The organism is Xanthomonas phaseoli pv. dieffenbachiae, assembly GCF_008639345.1.
In the GTDB taxonomy this organism is placed as follows: Bacteria; Pseudomonadota; Gammaproteobacteria; order Xanthomonadales; family Xanthomonadaceae; genus Xanthomonas; species Xanthomonas phaseoli.
On sequence record NZ_CP041380.1, the window covers coordinates 3,048,029 to 3,067,154 of the forward strand.

Below are 19,126 nucleotides of genomic sequence, written 5' to 3' on the forward strand. Positions count from 1 at the left end.
CCGAGGTTTACCGCGCTGTTTGTTCGCTCGCGGGATGGCGTGATGCGGTGTTTCTTCGCGCATCAGGCGCATCTGTGGGCTGACAGTCGGCAACTTAAATGCAAGGCTCAACAAAGCTCACATGCATGCGCCAGCACGGCAGCGCCCGCCTATCCTCGGCGCTCCTTCCCGCGACTTTCCTCCATGTCGGCCATCAAGACTTCGACACTCGCCCTTTCCCTGCTGGTCGCCCTGGGGGGCTGCAACCGCACGCCCGACGATCGCAACGTGCCAATGCCGGCCACGCAGGCGCCCGCAGCAACCGCTCCTGCATCCAGGCCTGCCTTCGATATCGGCGATCTGGATACCGGGTCGGGCGCTTGCACGAACCTGGATACCTTCGTCAATGCCAAGTGGGCCAAGGCCAATCCGATCCCACCCGACAAGACCAGCTGGGGCGTGTTCGACGAACTGCTGGAAAAGAGCCTGGCCACGCAGCGACAGATTATCGAAGCCGCCGCAAAGCAGGCAGACAAACAGGCCGATCCCCTGACCCGCAAGCTGGGCTTGCTGTACGCCTCCGGCATGGATGAAGCCGCCATCGAAGCAGCAGGCGACCAGCCCATCCGTCCGCAGCTGGAAGCCATTGCCGCACTCGACTCCAGCACCGCGATTGCCGACTACATCACCAAACGCTACGCAGAGGGCGACGCACTCGTGTTCGAGTTCGGTGCCGGCCCCGATTTCCACAAGGCTGAGCAGCAGATCGGCTTTGCCGGGGAAGGTGGCCTGGGCCTGCCGACCAAGGACTATTACACCGCTGCGCAATACGCTCCCATCCGCGCAGCCTACCTCGCCTACATCGCCAAGTCGTTCGAACTCACCGGCAGCGATGCCGACACGGCCAAACGCCAGGCAAAGGACGTCATGACCCTCGAATCGCGCCTGGCTGCTGCATCGCTTGCACCGACCGACGCCCGCCAACCCAAGAATCAATACCACTTCCTCAGCGTTGCCGATGCCGACAAGATCACGCCGCACTTTTCGTGGACAACCTTCTTCGCCGCGCAGGGCGTGGATGTCGGCCCCGGCTTCTCGCTGTCGCAACCGCGCTTTTTTGCAGCATTCGACCAACAACTAGCCACCGCGCCGGTGGCGCAGTGGCAGGCATATCTGCGCTTCCACACCATCGATGACGCGTCCAGGCAGCTCAGCAAGGCGTTCGTCGATAACAACTTCGCCTTTTATGGAAAGACGCTGTCCGGGCAGCCCGAACAGCGGCCGCGCTGGAAGCGCGTCCTTGGTGCGGTCAACGTCGCCATGGGCGAAGGCCTGGGCCAACTGTACGTCGCCAAGGTCTTCACGCCCGACACCAAGCAACGCGCCGCCGAATTGGTGGACAACATCCGCGCCGCACTCAAGACGCGAATCGAGCACGTCGACTGGATGAGCGAGCAAACCAAGGCCAAGGCCTTGGCGAAGTGGGAAACCTTCCTGCCCAACATCGGGTACCCGGACACGTGGCGCGACTGGTCCGGGCTGGATATCGTGCCTGGCGCGTATTACCGCAACCTGCAGGCCGCGGCGAAGTTCAACTACCACTACGACATTGCGCAGATCGGCAAACCCACCGATCGCAAGCGCTGGACGATGACGCCGCAGACGGTCAACGCGTACTACAGCCCCCAGACGAACACCATCAATTTCCCGGCCGCCATCCTGCAGCCGCCATTCTTCGATGCCAACGCGGATGACGCGCTGAACTACGGCGCGATCGGCGCCGTCATCGGCCATGAGGCGTCGCATGGTTTCGACGATCAAGGCAGCCAGTTCGATGGTGCGGGCAACAATGTCAATTGGTGGACCCCGCAGGATCGCAAAGCCTTCGAAGCACGCACAGATTTGCTGGTCAAGCAATTCGACGCCTATGTGCCGCTGCCGAACCATCCAACCCTGCACGTCAACGGCAAGCTCACCCTGGGCGAAAACATCGCCGATCTGGGCGGCATCAACATTGCCTACGACGCATTGCAAACCGCATTGCGTGCGCATCCCGAGCGCGCACAGGCGATCGATGGCTACCGCCCGGAACAACGGTTTTTCCTGGGCTTTGCACGTAACTGGCGCGAGCGGGTCCGCGAGCAGCAGCAACTGGTCTATCTGGCTTCCGACCCGCACTCGCCCTCCAACCTGCGGGCCATCGCCTCGCCCTCCAACATGCCGCAGTTCGCCCAGGCGTTCTCCTGCAAGGCAGGCGATGCGATGGTGCGCCCGGACAAGGACCGCGTGGTGATCTGGTAAGCGACTGCAAGGGCTTCCAATGCGACACCTCCGTACAGGCCCGCACGCGCGGGCCTGTCACGTTCATGCAAACGGCCGTTAGCGAGGACGAACGGCAGCAGGCGCCTGCCTGCACGGCCCCCGGCCTTGCTAAACTCCGCCGACTTCAATCTGGCCACCCTTCTTCTCGATGCCCACCATTCGTCCGCTTGCCCTCGCTCTTGGCTTCAGCCTGATCTCGCTGCTGTCGGCCCCCGACGCCGACGCCGCTCGCAAGAAGAAGGCCGCAGCGCCCAAGGCTCCGGCCGTCTCGGCGGCCTGCACCAATTTCTACGACTACGCCAACGCCAGCTGGCTCAAGGCCAACCCCGTGCCGCAGGCCGGCGCCGTCACCGCGCTGGGTCAATTGTCCGAGCGCGCCCTGCAGCAGCAGCGCGAGTTGCTCGATGCATCGATGAAGTCCCCGCAGGGCAACGTGCAGAAGCTGCTCGGCGATTTCTGGGCCAGCGGCCTGGACGAGGCAGCTGTCGAGAAGGACGGCTCCAACCCGATCGCCCCGCTGCTCTCGCGCATCGACGCGATCAAGAAGGCCAAGGATGTGCCCGCTTCCATCGCCGCGTTGCATCAGGTCGGTATTCCGGTTGGCTTCAATTTCGGCCCGGACGTGGACCTGAAGGCGCTCGATCGCCATATCGGTTACTTCATGCAGGGCGGCATGGGCCTGCCCGACCCGGCCTTCTACACCCGCACCGACGCCGACACCCAGGCGCTGATGGGACGCTACCGCGCGTACGTCAAGCAGATCCTGGCGCTCACCGGCACCGCCGCCGACAAGCTCGACGCCGACGCCGCCTCCGTGCTGCAGATCGAAACCGCGCTGGCGCGTAGCGCGCAGTCGGTGCAGGGCATCAACAACCCGTTCAACAACTACGCACCGATCGCCACCAAGGAACTGAGCAAGCAGTACAAGAACCTGCGCCTGGCCGACTTCCTGGAAGCGCAGGGCGTCAAGGACGACCTGGTGTCGATGGCCGACCCGGCCATGTTCAAGCAGCTCGACAGCATGATCGTTAGCATCAAGCCGGACCAGTGGAAGGCCTACCTGCGCTGGCGCGTGGGCGATGCGATGGCGCCGTACCTGTCCAAGAGCTTCCACGATGCCGAATACCAGTTCCGCGGCCGTCTGCTGCGTGGCGATGCGGTGCCGCCGCAGCGTTGGCAGCAGGTGCTGGACGCGATCAACGTGGCCGCCGGCCCGATGCTCGGCCGCGAGTACGTGTCGCGTAATCTGAGCAGCGACACCCGTCGCCAGGCCGAAGCCATCGCCGACCAGGTGCGCGATGCGCAACTGGCCGCGCTGGAGCGCACCGGTTGGGGCAACGGCGAGGTGGTGGCCGAAGCCAAGGCCAAGCTGGCCGCGATGAAGATCGAAGTCGGCGCACCGCGACGCGACCTGGATTACACCGTGCAGCCGATGGGGCGCGGTAGCTTCGGCGGCAATATGCTGATCGCCTCGACCTGGCGCCACCGCGAAGAGATGAAGCGCATCGGCAAGGGCAACGCCGACCGTCGCTGGGACGTGCTGCCGCAGCAGCCAGCGGTGGCCTACGACATCGCGCAGAACCGCCTGATCGTCACCGCCGCCGTGTTGCAGGCGCCGGTGTTGACCACCGGCGGCACCCAGGCGGCGCAGTACGGTGCCTACGGTGCGCTGGTCGCACACGAGATCACCCGTGCGATCGATGCCAAGGGCTCGCTGGTCGATGCCAAGGGCCAATTGCGCAGCTGGTGGACGCCGGCCGAAAAGGCGAGCTGGACGATGCTGACCAACAAGGTCGCCACGCAGTTCTCGGCCTACCCGTACCCGGGCGTGCCCAACGCCAAGGTCAATGGCGCGCAGACCGCCGAAGAAAACCTGGCCGATCTGGCCGGCGTCGAATTGGCCTGGCAGGCGTTCAGCAAGGCGCAGCCGGCAGCCACCGATGCCGACAAGCAGGCCTTCTTCACCGCTTGGGCCGGACTGTGGGCGCAGCAGTTGTCGCCCAACGAAGCGGTACAGCGCGCAAGCGCCGACATCCGCGCACCGGGCCAGTGGCGCACCAACGGCCCGCTGTCCAACTTGCCGGAATTCGGTGCGGCCTTCAGCTGCAAGGCCGGCCAGCCGATGCAGCGCGTGGATGCGGACCAGATCAAGATCTGGCGCTGATAGCTAGCGGGTGGCAATGAAAGAGAGCGCGGAATCCGCGCTCTTTTTTTGTGTGCATCGCCTGCGAAATTCCGTAGGAGCGGCCCCGGCCGCGACGGGCAATATCGATAGAGTCTCATCGCGGCATAGGCCGCTCCTACGGGTCATGCGGTAACCGCGCACTTTCAACGTCGCGCGCAATCCAACCAACCACCGTGTTGTGCGGATAATGCATTTACCCGCCCTCTGATGTCCCGCCCAATCCAGCTCAACCAATCCCATGAGCGCCGCGGGCTGCGATAAGGCATTACCGATAAGCCTCTTCGTGGCCGGAACCGCTCCCCGGATGCAAGACGTCCAGCACCGTGCCGTTTAGCTCAACGCACCACGCGCAACGGCGGCTTGCGCCCTTTGCGGCCGCCCTTGCCACCGCCGAATGGCGACTGGCCACGCCAGTAGCGGATCATCAGCCAGCCGAACAGCATGCCGCCCAGATGCGCGAAATGGGCCACGCCAGGCTGCCAACCGGTCGCCCCGAGCACCAACTCGATCGCGCCGAACACGATCACGAACGTCCGCGCCTTCATTGGAATCGGCGGGAACAGCAGCATCACGCGCTGGTTGGGGAACAGCATTCCATACGCCAGCAGCAAACCGAACACGCCGCCCGATGCGCCCACGACCGGCGCACCGCTTTGCGTGAACCAGGCCATCAACAACTGGCACAGGCCGGCGCCGGCGACGCACACCAGGTAGTAGGTCAGAAAGCGCTTCTGGCCCCAGGTCTGTTCCAACGGCGCGCCAAACATGAAGAGCGCCAGCATGTTGAAAAACAGATGGTTGAAGCCGCCATGCAGGAACGCGTAGGTCAGCAGCTGCCACGGCATGAAGCTGGCGCCCGGCGAAAACGCGTCGAAGCCGTTGGACAGCGGCCACAACATCAGCCACGACAACACGCTGTCCGATGGCAACACGCCAGCGCCCAGGTCGCCCACCGCCCATTGCAGCAGGAACAAGCCGATGTTGGCGATCAGTAAGGCTTTGGTGATGGGCGGCAGTTGAGGCATGGCGGCTTCCTTCGGAATGCTGCCGATGATAACGGCAGGCTTATGAAGGCCCCCACACGGCCGCGTCCAAGCGCTGCGCGGCACTGGCACGACGCACACGGCCCCGTTCCACCTGGACGCCCTCGGCGCGCAGGCGCTGGCATTGCTCCCGGTAGCCTGCCGAGCCATCGGGCAAGGCAATTCGGCCATCGCTGCGTAAGACGCGGTGCCAGGGTAGCTGCGGGTCGTCGTTGCCGCTGAGCACGCGTGCCACCAGCCGCGCACGGCCCGGCAGGCCGGCGCGCTGGGCAACTTCCCCATAACCGGCGACTTCGCCCACGGGAATGGCGCGGATCACCTGGAGAATCCGCAGCCGCGCCTGCTCGCCGGACAGTGACTCACCTTTGGAGGCGTCACGAACAGGCACGCTGGCAGTGCCGCGCGCGGCTAGATGGCGAGATCTGGACATCGCGCAAGCATGCCAGCTGACGGGGCTAGATGTGCGCGTGCGGATCGCCCTGTAGGCGAAGGGAACGTTGCAACCCCTCCCCCCGGGAAAGGGTTGGGGTGAGGGTACGGGCGCCGCAAGCAACCGCTCAGGCAACGCGACACCCCGTCATTGCCCGGTTCAAATTACAAAACGCTTTGAACCATCGGATCGAGCTGGATCGATGACTCGCCTGTGCCGAGGCCTGTCACGAGGGCAGAGGCTTCGATCCTTCCCCGCATCGATACGCCGCCCCCGTCGGGGAGAGAAGGTGGCGCGCAGCGCTGGATACGGCTACGGCTGCAACGGCGATATCCCAGCCGGGCATCGATCAAGGCATCGCCTCATTCCGCCACATCGCAACCAACCACCGGCAGCGGCAGCGACGCCACCGCGCACCAGCCCTCAATGCATCAACACAATCTCTTCGGACGAGGTGGGATGAATCGCCACGGTCTCCTCGAAGTCCCGCTTGGTCGCGCCCATCTTTACCGCCACTGCAAAGCCTTGCAGCATTTCGTCGGCGCTCTCACCCAAAAGGTGCACGCCGACCACCCGTTCTTCTTCGCCCACGCACACCAGCTTGAACAGACTGCGCTGCGGCGCGTCGGCCAGCGCGTGCAGCATCGGGCGGAAATTGCTGCGGTACACGCGCACCGCGCCGTTGTAGCGCGCACGCGCCTGCTCTTCGGTGAGCCCGACATGGCCGAGCGGCGGGTGCGAAAACACCACGCTGGGCACGTTTTCGTAGTCCATGCGCGCATCCGGTTGGTGACCGAACAGGCGGTCCATCAGCTTGCGCCCCGCCGCAATCGCCACCGGCGTCAGCCCGACCTTGCCGCCCACATCGCCGATCGCGTGAATATTCGGCACGTTGGTGGTCTGCCCGTCGTCCACCACCACTTCGCCCTTGTCGCCAAGCGCAACACCCACCGTGTCCAGACCCAGCCCGGCGGTATTGGCGCGACGGCCCACCGCAAAGAACACCTTGTCGAAGACGTCGTTGCCCTGCTCGCGCGGATGCACGGAATGCCCATGCACGCGCAGCGCACCGTGCAGATCGCGCTCCAGTGCGGTGGTGGTGAAACCGAAGTGCAGCCGCACGCCCAGATGACGCAGGTTGTCGGCCAACTGCAAGGTCAGTTCCGCATCGAAGCGTTCCAGCAAGCGCTCGCCCTGCACGAACAGATGCACGCGGCTCCCCAAGGCCTGCAGCAGCCCGGCGATTTCCACCGCGATATAGCCACCGCCGATAATCGCGACCTGCTCGGGCGCATGGCAGAGGTTGAAGAAATCGTCGGAGACTTCGCCATGTTCTGCGCCCTGCACGTCCGGGCGTAACGGGTGTGCGCCGGTGGCGATCACGATGTGCTCGGCGGTCACCGGCACGCCGTCGCTGCCCATGACGGTATGGCGGTCCTGCAGCACGCCACGCTGCGGGATCAAGACCACGCCATCTTCATTGAGGCGGCGTCGATAACTGGCGTGGATGTTGGCGATGTACCCATGCCGATGCGTAACCAGCTCCTGCCAGGCCAAGGTCGGGCGCGGCAGATCGAATCCCAATGCGCTGGCCAACTCGATCTTGCCGGCCAGATCGGCTGCCAGCCACATCGCCTTCTTCGGCACGCAACCGAGATTGACGCAGGTGCCGCCCAATTCGGAGGGCTCCATGATCGCCACGCGCGCGCCATGTCTTGCTGCGCGAAATCCCGCCGCAAGCCCCCCGGAGCCGCCGCCCAGAATCACCACGTCGTAGTCGTAACGCGCACTCATGCGAAACGCTCCGCCCGGTAAGGATGCGGGTCCAGCGCGGGTGCGCGCCCCGTGATCAGGTCGGCCATCAATTGTCCGCTTGCAGTGCTCATGCTGATACCGAGCATGCCATGCCCGGCTGCGAGCCAGACGTGAGGATGGCCCGGCACCGCGCCCAGGACCGGTACATCGTCCCAGGTCATCGGCCGCCAGCCGTACCAGCGCTCGATCACCGCAGGCCCGCAGGGCGCCTGCAGATAGTCGGTCGCTGCACGCTCCAACGCAGCCAGGCGGGTGGCGTTGAGCTGCGTATCGCGTCCGGAAAATTCCATCGTGCTGCCGATGCGCAGGCGCTCGCGCCACGGCACCACGAACACCCAACGGTCCTTCAACACCACCGGGCGGCGCGGCATCAGATGTGGCGCGCTGTAGGTAATCGAATAGCCCTTGCCGGCCTGCACCGGCAGGCGCAAACCAAGTTGCGCCGCCAGCACCGGCGACCATGGCCCAGTAGCGATCACCACCTCGCGCGCACGGCGCTTGCCGTGCTCGGTCTGCACGCAGCTGCCAGCTCCATCGGGCACGATCGCCTGCACCCGGCAGTGCGCATCGATCACCACGCCACGTGCGCGCAGCACTCTCGCAAGCTCTGCGGTGTATTGCTCCGGGCGCAGATGCGCATCGCCCGGGAAGTGGATCGCGCCGGCGATCCCATCGCGAAATGCGGGATCCTGGCGTACGTAGTCCGCACCATCGATGAACTCCGCCCGGATACCCCACTGCGCCAGCAGTGCGCATTCGTCGCGGTATTGCGCAAAGCGGCGCGCATCGCCAAACACGTAATCCAGCCCGTCGTTACGAAACTCGCACTCCAACCCGTACCGCGCCACCCACGCGTCGAAGCGCTGCCGCGCATCGTGCAACAGCGCTGCGCGCGCCTGTGCACTGGATTGCCAATCGCGTGCATTGCAGCGCCGCGCAAAGCGCAGCAGCCAGCGCCACAACCCCGGATCCAGGCGCGGCGGGATATACAGCGGCGCATCCGGGGTGAACATCCATTTCAGTGCCTGCGCAATCATGCCGGGCGCCGCCAGCGGCGGTGCATGGCTCGGCGTGATGGTGCCGCAATTGCCGTAGGAGGTCGCCGCACCGGGCGCACCGGCATCGAGCACACGCACCTGCCGGCCCGCGTCGACAAGTGCCAGCGCGGTGGCCAGGCCAATCGCGCCCGCACCGATCACCACCACATCATCGCCGCTGCCGTGCATGCAGGCGCTACCCGGTGCGCCCGGTGCCACGCCACATCGGCGGCACCTGCAGATAGGTCGCGCTGCGCCATAGCCACTCCATCGGCCCGAAGCGGAACCAGTGCAGCCAGCACCGGCTCAGCAGTACCTGCAGCGCGAACAGCGCCAGCGCGAACGGCAGCTGCCACACCCGCGGCAGCTGTTCGAAATAGCCCAGCCCGTAGCCATAGAAGATGCCGGTGCAGACCAGCGATTGCAGCAGATAATTGCTCAATGCCATCCGCCCCGCTGGCGCAAGCCATGCCAGACGCGGTGCCAGGCGCACCACCCATGCGGCATAGCCCAGGCACATCAACGGCCCTGCAATCAGCGACAGCGCGAAGGCGCCGGACAGGCGCAGGTCCAGCCGCGCCGGATCGATCCACGGCTCCAATGCATAACTTGCCAGCATCACGCCCAGCCCGAGCGGCAACACGCCATAGCGCAACGTCGCAAACACGCGTGGGAAGCGCTCGGGCGTGGCGATCGCACCGCTGCGCACGAACCAGCTGCCGGCCAGGAACATGCCGAGCATGGCCGGGCCGTTGATGCTGAGGCCGGTCATCGCCTGCTGAAAGTCATGCCAGCGCTGCACCGTCGCCTGCAGGTAGGTGCCGCTGCCGAACGCGGCGCGCTGCGCCTGCACATTCGCCAGCGCCTGCTGCGCGGCGTCAGCCATCGCCGCTTTCCACTGCACCGTCGCCGCAGGATCGGCCTGCGCCAACTCGCCTGCCACCCCGTACAGCAGGGTCAGTCCGGGTGCGCACAGGTACACGAACGCAGCGAGCCACGGCAGCGTCATCGTCGGCACGTTGCGCGCACCGAGCAGCAGCAACGCCAGCAGGGCATAAGTCACCAGGACATCGCCAGACCACACCAGCAATGCATGGGCAAGCCCGATCGCCAACAGCCCGAGGGTGCGGCGCAGATACAGGCCGAAGAACGCGCGCCCGGCGCGCGCGGCGCGTTGCGCCATCACCGCAAAGCCCATGCCGAACAACAGCGAAAACAGCGTGTAGAACTTGCCTTGCACGAACACGTAGACCAGCGCATCGGCAACCCGGTCGGCGCCATGCCAATGCGGCTCCACGCCGGTCATGGCCAGATCGAGCGGCCCGACAAAGGCTTCCATGTTCATCAGCAGGATGCCCAGCAGCGCCACGCCGCGCAGGACATCCAGCACGACGATGCGCTCTGTCGCAGCAATGGGGAGCAGCACGTCGCGGGATGTCATCACGGCTCAGGCAACCAGATGCGGCGGCACGCGCCGCAGAATGCAAACGGCCCACCAATGGGGTGGGCCGTCAGGAACAGCAATCATGCACGCACCGCGGCAACCCACACGCATGGCCCGATCTGCGCGCAGCCTGCATGCGCCACCGTAGCGCCGGATGAGCGGCCTACGTCAGTGGCGCGCAGACGTCCCACTGTCAAACCGCCGCGGGCGCGTGCTTGCCCCACCCTCAGTGGTGATGACCGCCGTCGCCGTGTACGTGGCCGTGGTCGCGTTCTTCCGCGGTGGCTTCGCGCACTTCGACGATCTCCACGTCGAAATGCAGGTCCTTGCCGGCCATGGGGTGATTGAGGTCCACATCGACCACGCTCATGCCGACTTTCTGCACCGTCACTGCGCGCGGGCCGAAGTTGGTCTGCAGCACGACCTGGGTGCCGGGCACCAGCTTGGTGGCGCCGAAATGCTTCTTGGGCACGCGCTGGCTCAAGCCTTCGCGGTATTCGCCGTAGGCTTCGGTCGCCTTGACGTCCACGCCGAAGCTCTCGCCGGCTTCCTTACCCATCATGGCCGCTTCCAGGCCCGGGATGATGTTGCCGTGGCCGATCATGATCGCCAACGGGTCACGCTCCTTGGAGCTCTCGATCGGCTCCTGGCCGATCTCCGAAACGGTGTAATGGAAGCGGACAACGCTGTCTTTTTCGATCTTCATGCCTGGCTCTGAATGGGCTGCCCGGTGGCAGACGGTTGAGGACGGCTTGTCGGCCGCCGGGTGCGCCGCCATCATGGCGACCTTTCGAACCGCCCATTATCCCGGCTCCATGCATATCACGCCAGTTTTCGCCGCCTGCGCCCGACGCGCCGCGGCCAGCCTGCTGCTGGGCCTGCTGCTGCTTGGGGGCTGTTCGTCGCACGCGCCGGTGCGGCGCCCGGCCGCGTCCCCACCGGCAGCGCGCGTGTGGCCGCAGGTAGCGCCGGCCGACCCGGCTGCCGCCAACAACATCTTGATGCGCGCGCTGGGGCTGGTAGGCACCCCATACCGATTCGGCGGCAACACGCCGGAGACCGGCTTCGACTGCAGCGGGCTGGTCACCTATGTCTACAAGGATGTCCTGGCCTTGGCGCTACCGCGCACCTCGCGCGAACTGGCCGCAATCCAGGGCCCACGCATCCCGCCCGAGCGACTTGCCACCGGCGATCTGGTGTTCTTTGGCTCCGGAGGCAACGTGACGCACGTCGGCATTTATATCGGTGAAGGCCGCTTCGTGCATGCCCCGACCACCGGCGGTACAGTCCGCTTGGACTTCCTTGATGGAGCTTACTGGCGCGACCATTATTCAGGTTCAAAGCGGGTTTTGCATTGAAATGTGACGCAAATCACAAGTCATAAAACGGAAAGTTAACTTTTTTTGAACGTAACGATTCTTTCACCGGGGCATCATCTCGCATCGACAGCAGAACTGTGATTCCCGCGTGACGAACGACGAACAGATCAAAACTGGCGCCGCACCGCTTCCGCCCCGGAAACCGCTCCGCCTGCTATGCGCCACCGCTCTCTTGATTGCAGCACTTCCCGCATTCGCGCAGACCGCCAGCAGCACGCCATCCGCTCCGCAGACGACCACGCCTGACAGCGCCGTCGCCGCCGAGAAAGCCGCAACCCGCAGCCGCGCCGACGCCGCTGCCACTGCAACACTGGCCGCCCTGCTTCCGCATCTGGCTGCCAACGACGCCATTCCGCTGATGGACCGCTCGGCGATGTTCGCCGGCGATCTCAGCCGCCTGCTTGCCAATTACGACGTGTCGCAGAGCGCAGCCAATGCTGCCCAGAACGCCGTGGCCGACAGCCGCGTGCAGGTGATCCTGCAGCGCGCCATGGCCCTGCTCGGCACCCCGTACGTCTGGGGCGGCGAGTCCACCGAAGGGTTCGACTGCAGCGGCCTGGTCGGCTATGTGTTCAAGACTGCGCTCGGCATCGACCTGCCGCGCGTCTCGCGCGACATCGCCCGCGACGAATCGGCCGAACTGATCAAGGACCCGAGCGCGCTGAAGGCCGGCGACCTGGTGTTCTTCGGCAAGCGCGGTCGTATCGACCATGTCGGCCTGGTGGTCGGCGACGGTAAGTTCCTGCACGCGCCCAGCCGCGGCAAGGACGTGCGCGTGGATTCGCTGGCCAGCGGCTACTGGAGCGAGAAGTTCATCCAGGCGCGTCGGGTGCTGTAACGCTCGGTTGCCCGGACTCCGTCGAACAAGGCCGCGACGCTCTCGCGGCCTTTTTGTTGCGCGGAACCGGGCCGCGACGCCCGTGTGCCACCGCGCGGCCTCCCGGCGCCTATCGGCCTCCGTGCCAGTCGCTCCGAGGGTGTTGACGCTGCCAGCGCCGCCTACGCTGTCATCGGGCAGATGACCTACCCGCAGGCATGATGCGGATTACTGCGAAGTGTCGGCCTTGTACCGCGCCATGGTGTCCTCGATGCCCTTGCTCAATTCCATCACTTTGAGCGCGTATTCGGCCAGGCGTTGATCTTCCGGGGTGTCGGGCCGCCAGGACGGCACTTCGACCGGGGTGACCCCGTCCGGGTCCATCGCCACGAACACGATGATGCAATGCGTGCACAGGCGCGAGTCGCCTCCCATCGGACTGCGCGCGCGTACATCGATGGCGAAATGCATGCTGCTGCGGCCGGTGTAGACGAGTTTGGCCGACACCGCCACCAGATCGCCGATGCGCACCGGCGCCACGAACCGGATACCGCCCACCGCCACGGTGACGCAGTAATGCCCGCTCCAACCACTGGCGGCGGCAAAGCCAACCTGGTCGATCCACTTCATTACCACGCCGCCATGCACCTTGCCGCCGAAGTTGACGTCGCTGGGCTCGGCCAGAAAACGAAATGTCAGATCACGCTGTTGGCCAATCACCGCCCGCCCTCGTCAATGGATGAGCTGGAAGTGTGCCATGCGGTTGAAGCGCGTCGTACCCGCAACGCGATTGCCGCACCGGCCGACGTGAGCGCCTAAGAACGTCGGTCGGCACACGCAGCGTTTTCGCATCTGTCCATCAGCAAATGCCGGATGCCTCGAAGCTCACCCGCGAGCGTGAGAAGCCAGATCGCCCCACGCACACTGCCCGGCGTTGTCAGCCAACATCCCCAAGCACACTCAACCGCCAAGCACCTCAAGGTTGTCGCGCTTGCGCAGACGCAGCCACGGGAAATGCGGTTGCGACAATCTGAGCGCCTTTCGCGCACGTGCACTCCAACGACGCGGGTCGAACAACCACTGCACTGCAAAGCGATCGAACGTCGCGTAGGTATGCTGGTGGTAATGCGCGGCCAGTTCCGGGACGCCCAGCTCGGTGAAGTAGCGCAGGCTGCGTGCGGCGCTCTCCTGGCCGCGCTGCGGCGTGGCGTAGAGCGGGCTATCGAGAATATGCAGCTCGCCATCCTCGCGCAGGTGCGCGAGCAGACGTTCGATCAGCGCGCCAGGATCGGCAAAATATTGCACGCAGGCGGGGAGCACGATGATGTCGAACACCTCGCGCGGCAGTGCCACGGTCTGGATGTCGCCAGCGATGAAACTCAGGCCCGCTGCATGGCCGAACACGCGTGCGGCCTGGGTGAGCTCGGTGCGATTGACGTCGATGCCGCAGACCTCGCGTTGCAGCGACTGCGCCAGCAAGTGCGATAGCCAGCCGTTGCCGCAGCCGAGTTCGAGGATGGCGCCCTCGCCGGCATGCGTGCCCAGGTGCTGCACCAGCAAGCTGCTCGACAGCGCGCGCACGCGCCATTCCAGCGTTGCCGCCAGTTTTCCGCCCGGACGCGGCAGGCTGCGCACCTGCGCATCGGTGTACAGCCGGCCTTCCTTGCGCCGGATCTCCAGGTAGTGCTGCTCGAAGGGGTCCTCCGCCAGGCCGCGCTGCACGAACACACCATCGACGTGTTCCAGCTCGGGCAGCTGCTGCAGCCGTTCGCGCAGCATGGGACATCCGGCACGCATCGGGTCTTCAGCGCAGTGGCTTGGCACTGTCGGCGGGCGGATCTTCCAGCCCGACATTGGTCGACGCCGCGTCGTAGATGCGCTTGTCGAGCAGCCCGGTTTCCTTTGCCACCAGCACCGGCACCAGCATCTGCCCGGTGACATTGGTCATGGTGCGCATCATGTCGAGGATGCGATCGATGGCGTACAGGTAGCCGATCACTTCCAGCGGCAAATTGGCTGCACTCAGCACCACCGTCGCCATGATGACCGCGGTGCCCGGCACGCCGGCCGTGCCGAAGCTGCCGAGCACCGAGGCGATCAGCACCACGAAATACTGATTGGCGGTCAGCGGCACGCCGGTGTATTGCGCAATGAACACCGCGCACAATGCCGGAAAGATCGCGCCGCAACCGTCCATCTTGATGCTGGCGCCCAGCGGCACCGCGAATGCGGCGTAGTCCTTGCTGACCCCCAGGTTATGCGTGATCGACCGCATCGCCACCGGCATTGCCGCAAAGCTCGACGAGCTCACGAACGCCACCTGCATGCCAGGCGCGGCACCGCGGAAGAACTTCCACGGGTTAAGCCCATGAGCGAGCAACAGGCTGCTGTAGACCACCACAATATGGATCGCGCAGGCGACGTACAGCGCGAGCACGAAATTGCCGAACGGCAGCAGTTTCGAAAAACCGTAGCTGCCGACCAGGCCAGCGATCAGGCCAAAGGTGCCGAGCGGGGTCATCTCCAGCACGAAGCGCGTCACCTGGATCATGATGTCGCTCAGTTGCCCGGTGAGCTTGCGCGCCTCGGCCACCCGCTCGCCGAGCTTGACCATTGCAAAGCCGAGCAACGCGGCGAAGAAGATCACCGGCAGGATCGAGCCACGCCCCGCCGCCAGCACCGTTTCGCCGGCCGCGTTGGTCTTGGTGCCGATGCCGGTCAGTGCGTAGAACGGATTGGACGGCACCACATCCAGCAGCACCTGGACCGGGCTGGGCACATCGCGCGGCTTCCAGGCCGAATCCACGCTCAGACTGAAATGGCCGGCGCCCGGCTGCATGATCGTGCCGACCGCCAGGCCCACCCCCACCGCCAATGCTGCGGTGATGACAAACCATAAAAACGTGCGCCCGCCGAGTGCGGCAACGGATTTTTGCCCGTGTAGCGACGAGATCGCATTGATCACCGCAAAGAACACCAGCGGGATGGCGATCATCTTGATCAGCGTGACGTACAGGTCACCCAGCGGACCGAACCACACGTCGGCCGCCGGGCCCATGGCCCAGCCGACCAGCGCGCCGAGGACAAAGCCGGCCACCACGCGTTGCCAGAACGGAATGCGCAACCACGCCGCAACCAGTTTCATGTCGTCGAATCTTCCGGGGGGGAAAGTGCTTGCACCATAGCCCAGGGCCGCCTTGCCCGCGAGACCACAGCTGGAACAGCGCTGTGTCATCGGTGTGACACCACCCAGCGCGGCATAATGGGGATTGATTCAGCCACGAGTTCGATGCCGATGCGTTACCGCCTGCCTACCCTCGCCGCCCTGACCACGCTGTGCGTCGCCGCCTGCGCTTCCACGACGGGGAGCAGCACCTCTGCGCCCGCGTCGGTCCGCGTGGAGGTACCGCCGGTGGTGCACCCGGCCGGCGAAACCCCGCAATGGTGGTACCGCTCGGGCGCCGCCCGGGCCGCCGGCAACGGCGCCATGGCCGGCAAGGCGCGTAACGTGATCCTGTTCCTGGGCGATGGCATGAGCCTGACCACGGTTGCCGCCGCACGCATCCTGGATGGCCAGCGCAAGGGCGGCCCGGGCGAGGAAAACCTGTTGTCGTGGGAACAATTCCCCGCCACCGCTTTCAGCAAGACCTACAACACCGACTCGCAGACGCCGGATTCGGCCGGCACCATGACCTCCATCACCACCGGCGTGAAGTCGCACATGGGCGCGATCGGGGTCAGCAGCGGCAACCGCAGCGACTGTGCCGACAGCTTGAACAAGGGTCTGCTGAGCTGGCTGCAGCTGGCCGACAGTGCCGGCATGGCCACCGGCATCGTCACCACCACGCGCCTGACCCATGCCACGCCGGCGGCAACCTATGCGCATTCGCCGGACCGCAACTGGGAAAACGACACCGACCTTCCAGAGTCGGCGCGTGCTGCCGGTTGCCAGGACATTGCCCAGCAATTGCTCTCCACCGCCCGCTACGGCCGCGGCCCGCAGGTGGTGCTGGGCGGAGGACGCAGCCAGTTCCAGGGCGTGCAGGAGCGCGACCCGGAATACGACGACAAGGTGGGCCTGCGCCTGGACGGCCGCGATCTGGTGGCCGAATGGAAACAAGCGCACCCGCAGGGCGCCTATGTCTGGAACGAGCAGCAATTGCAGGCAGCGTCCGGTGCACCGGCGCTGCTGGGCTTGTTCGAACCGGACCACATGCAGTTCGACCACGACCGCAACCGCACCCCGCAGGGCGAGCCCAGCCTGACCGAGATGACCCGCACCGCGATCCAGTCGCTGTCGCGTGACCCGAATGGCTTCGTGCTGATGGTCGAAGGCGGCCGTATCGATCACGCCAACCACGCCGGCAACGCCTACCGCGCGCTCGACGAAACCGTGTCGCTGTCCGATGCCGTGCGCGCTGCCGTGCAGACTGCGCCACCGGATACGCTGATCATCGTCACCGCCGATCATTCGCACACGCTCAACTTCGTCGGCTACCCGGTGCGCGGCAATCCGATCCTGGGCAAGGTACGCGGCACCGGCGGCGAAGAAGGCGACCGCAGCCAGCTGGCCACCGACCTGGCCGGCCAGCCCTACACCACGCTCAGCTACGCCAACGGCCCCGGCTACACCGGTGCCAGCAACGCGCAGCCGGCCGGGCCCAAGAAATATCCACACGAACCCAGCAGCAGCGAGCCGGCCGCCGGCCGCCCGGACCTGACCCACGTCGACACCGAGGCCCCCAGCTACATGCAGGAAGCGCTGGTGCCGACCAAATCCGAAAGCCATGGCGGCGAAGATGTGGGCATCTGGGCCACCGGCCCAGGCAGCGCGGCGTTCCGCGGCACGCTGGAAGAGAACGTGATCTACCACGTCATCGTCCAGGCCACCCCGCGCCTGCGCGAGCGCCTGTGCAAGGCAGGCACCTGCGACGCGGCTGGTGTGCCGGTCCAATTGCCCAAGCCGGCCACGTTCGAGGCTGCGGTCAAGCGCTGATGCGCAGGCGGCGCTGCGGCGATGGCGGGCGAGCCGGCGCGTGATGCGGTTGACGCAGCGCCACGCGAGCTGCCCGCCCGGCGTCGCCAACGCCGGGTGCGAGCACGCCTGCAAACGGCCGCAATCCGCGGCGGTCGGTGGGGCGCTCGGATGGGTCGCCGCAGACCGATGCGGTGAGCGCGCACGGCAGCCCGTTGCAGCCAAGGCTGCAGCTGCGCACGGCTGTTCGCGCCGTCGGACGCGGGCGACAACGGAATCGTCGATGCGTCCCAAGCAGAGCACACCCCACGCGGGCGACCGACCGGCCATCACGCAACAGGGATGGCCTCTGCATACCGAGCGCGCAGGATCCGCTGCAAGGTTGCGCCTGTGCTGACCGGCACCCCGCTCCTGCTGCCAGCCACCCCGCCCGGTCCGGTCCTGCTGGCCTACAGCGGCGGGATGGATTCCAGTGTGCTGCTGCACCTGCTGGCGGCAACGCCGCGTTATCGACACGCAGGATTGCGCGCGCTGCATGTGCATCATGGGCTGCATGCCGATGCCGATACCTGGGCCAGGCATTGCCAATGCACCTGCGACGCGCTGCAGGTGCCGTTGCAGATCGTGCGGGTGCAGGTGGCACGCGACAGCGGGCTTGGGCTGGAAGCGGCGGCACGCCACGCGCGCCACGCGGCGTTCGCGCAGGCGCTCACTGCTGGCGAATGGCTGGCGCTGGCACATCATCGCGACGACCAGGCGGAAACGTTCCTGCTGCGTGCGCTGCGTGCTTCCGGCCCCGAAGGCCTGGCGGCGATGCGGCCGCAGCGCCCATTCGCCAACGGCACGCTGTGGCGCCCGATGCTGGCGCATGCTCGCGCAGACCTGCTCGCCTACGCGCATGCGCAAGGGTTGCGCTGGATCGAAGATCCCAGCAATGCCGATCCACGCCACGACCGCAATTTCCTGCGCAACCAAGTCATGCCGTTGCTGCAGCAACGCTGGCCGCAAGCACCGGATGCGTTGGCGCGTAGTGCGCAACTGAGCGCCGATGCCAGTGCATTACTGCTGCAGCAGGACATGGCGTTGTTGCCGAGCGTGCGGACCGCAAGCGGCGCGCTGGATCTGCAGGCATTGCGCGCGCAACCGGTGGAACGAAGGGCACGGCTGTTGCGCGCCTGGGTGAGCGCGGCGCACGCGCCGCCGCTGCCTGCGCAAGGTGTGGCCGCACTGGAACAGGAAATCGCCAATCACGCCGCAGATCGGCACGCCTGCTTTGCGTGGCAGCAGGTTGAAGTACGCCGCTGGCGCCAGTGCCTGTTTCTGCATCGCCCCGTTGCGGCCTGGCCGTCGGACTGGCATGCGCAATGGGACGGCGCAGCGCCCCTGCACCTGCCCGACGGTGCGCAGTTGCAGTTGCTCGGCGCACCCGGCCTGCGCTTTGCGCAGCCGCTGCTGGTGCGCGCACGCCAGGGCGGCGAGCGCATCGTATTGCCGCGGCGCACACATTCGCACCAGCTCAAACACCTGCTGCAGGCGCTGGATCTACCGCCGTGGGAACGCGGGCGCCTGCCGATCCTGTGGGAAGGCAAGCAGGTGCTCGCCGCCGGCGACTGCATCATTTCCGGCACCTTGGACGCATGGCTGCAGGCCAATGTCGCAGCGCTGCAGTGGCGCACGGCTGCCGATGCGAATTGACCCGC

Annotated in this window: 15 protein-coding genes; 6 read left to right on the forward strand and 9 right to left on the reverse strand. The window is 66.0% G+C overall.

The window, feature by feature from the left end; genetic code table 11:
• Window positions 1-183: 183 nt before the first annotated feature.
• Together FLG15_RS13830 and FLG15_RS13835 are read left to right on the forward strand one after the other, a co-directional pair.
• Window positions 184-2,280 (forward strand): M13 family metallopeptidase, encoded by a 2,097-nt coding sequence (locus FLG15_RS13830; protein ID WP_150146585.1) that lies wholly within the window; start codon window positions 184-186, stop codon window positions 2,278-2,280.
• A 169-nt stretch (window positions 2,281-2,449) separates the two neighbouring features.
• The gene (locus FLG15_RS13835) at window positions 2,450-4,465 is read left to right on the forward strand and encodes a M13 family metallopeptidase (RefSeq protein ID WP_150146588.1); all 2,016 of its coding nucleotides are present in this window, start codon (window positions 2,450-2,452) and stop codon (window positions 4,463-4,465) included.
• A gap of 356 nt (window positions 4,466-4,821) precedes the next feature.
• Here the strand turns inward: FLG15_RS13835 and FLG15_RS13840 are convergent, their stop codons facing one another.
• The 6 genes from FLG15_RS13840 to FLG15_RS13865 all read right to left on the reverse strand — a co-directional run bounded on the left by FLG15_RS13840 (window position 4,822) and on the right by FLG15_RS13865 (window position 10,961).
• Entirely contained in the window at window positions 4,822-5,511 is a 690-nt protein-coding gene (locus FLG15_RS13840) for a rhomboid family intramembrane serine protease (protein WP_017156378.1), read from the reverse strand.
• A gap of 40 nt (window positions 5,512-5,551) precedes the next feature.
• The gene (locus FLG15_RS13845; RefSeq protein WP_057678834.1) at window positions 5,552-5,959 is read right to left on the reverse strand and encodes an MGMT family protein; all 408 of its coding nucleotides are present in this window, start codon (window positions 5,957-5,959) and stop codon (window positions 5,552-5,554) included.
• A gap of 423 nt (window positions 5,960-6,382) precedes the next feature.
• A complete protein-coding gene (gorA, locus tag FLG15_RS13850) occupies window positions 6,383-7,753 on the reverse strand; it encodes a glutathione-disulfide reductase (RefSeq protein ID WP_057678835.1) in 1,371 nt (456 codons plus the stop codon).
• Window positions 7,750-9,030: an NAD(P)/FAD-dependent oxidoreductase gene (locus FLG15_RS13855; RefSeq protein ID WP_170922397.1), complete on the reverse strand. Its 1,281-nt coding sequence runs from the start codon at window positions 9,028-9,030 to the stop codon at window positions 7,750-7,752. The genes gorA and FLG15_RS13855 overlap by 4 nt, the downstream gene beginning before the upstream one ends.
• Window positions 9,008-10,252, reverse strand: a complete 1,245-nt coding sequence (locus FLG15_RS13860; protein WP_150146591.1) for a DUF418 domain-containing protein — start codon at window positions 10,250-10,252, stop codon at window positions 9,008-9,010. The genes FLG15_RS13855 and FLG15_RS13860 overlap by 23 nt, the downstream gene beginning before the upstream one ends.
• Before the next feature lie 229 nt (window positions 10,253-10,481).
• On the reverse strand, window positions 10,482-10,961 hold the full coding sequence (locus FLG15_RS13865; RefSeq protein ID WP_017156383.1) for an FKBP-type peptidyl-prolyl cis-trans isomerase: 480 nt from the start codon (window positions 10,959-10,961) through the stop codon (window positions 10,482-10,484).
• 109 nt (window positions 10,962-11,070) lie between these two features.
• On the opposite strand from FLG15_RS13865, the gene FLG15_RS13870 reads away from it, so the two are divergent.
• Window positions 11,071-11,613 carry a C40 family peptidase gene (locus FLG15_RS13870; RefSeq protein ID WP_057677497.1) on the forward strand — a complete coding sequence of 181 codons (543 nt, stop codon included), beginning with the start codon at window positions 11,071-11,073 and terminating at the stop codon, window positions 11,611-11,613.
• Window positions 11,614-11,722: 109 nt separating this feature from the next.
• Complete coding sequence (locus FLG15_RS13875; RefSeq protein ID WP_017168813.1) at window positions 11,723-12,472, forward strand: C40 family peptidase; 750 nt, start codon at window positions 11,723-11,725, stop codon at window positions 12,470-12,472.
• A 207-nt stretch (window positions 12,473-12,679) separates the two neighbouring features.
• Here the strand turns inward: FLG15_RS13875 and FLG15_RS13880 are convergent, their stop codons facing one another.
• The 3 genes from FLG15_RS13880 to FLG15_RS13890 all read right to left on the reverse strand — a co-directional run bounded on the left by FLG15_RS13880 (window position 12,680) and on the right by FLG15_RS13890 (window position 15,596).
• Window positions 12,680-13,171, reverse strand: coding sequence for an acyl-CoA thioesterase (locus FLG15_RS13880; RefSeq protein WP_057677496.1), 492 nt, complete (start codon window positions 13,169-13,171; stop codon window positions 12,680-12,682).
• 240 nt (window positions 13,172-13,411) lie between these two features.
• Window positions 13,412-14,248, reverse strand: coding sequence for a class I SAM-dependent methyltransferase (locus FLG15_RS13885; protein ID WP_150146594.1), 837 nt, complete (start codon window positions 14,246-14,248; stop codon window positions 13,412-13,414).
• Window positions 14,249-14,255: 7 nt separating this feature from the next.
• Entirely contained in the window at window positions 14,256-15,596 is a 1,341-nt protein-coding gene (locus FLG15_RS13890) for a dicarboxylate/amino acid:cation symporter (protein WP_057677494.1), read from the reverse strand.
• A gap of 144 nt (window positions 15,597-15,740) precedes the next feature.
• Here FLG15_RS13890 and FLG15_RS13895 point away from each other — a divergent pair, with 144 nt between their 5' ends.
• Both FLG15_RS13895 and tilS read left to right on the forward strand, forming a co-directional pair.
• Window positions 15,741-17,447 carry an alkaline phosphatase family protein gene (locus FLG15_RS13895; RefSeq protein ID WP_057677493.1) on the forward strand — a complete coding sequence of 569 codons (1,707 nt, stop codon included), beginning with the start codon at window positions 15,741-15,743 and terminating at the stop codon, window positions 17,445-17,447.
• Window positions 17,448-17,816: 369 nt separating this feature from the next.
• Window positions 17,817-19,121, forward strand: a complete 1,305-nt coding sequence (gene tilS / locus FLG15_RS13905; RefSeq protein WP_057677491.1) for a tRNA lysidine(34) synthetase TilS — start codon at window positions 17,817-17,819, stop codon at window positions 19,119-19,121.
• The last annotated feature ends 5 nt before the right edge of the window (window positions 19,122-19,126 follow it).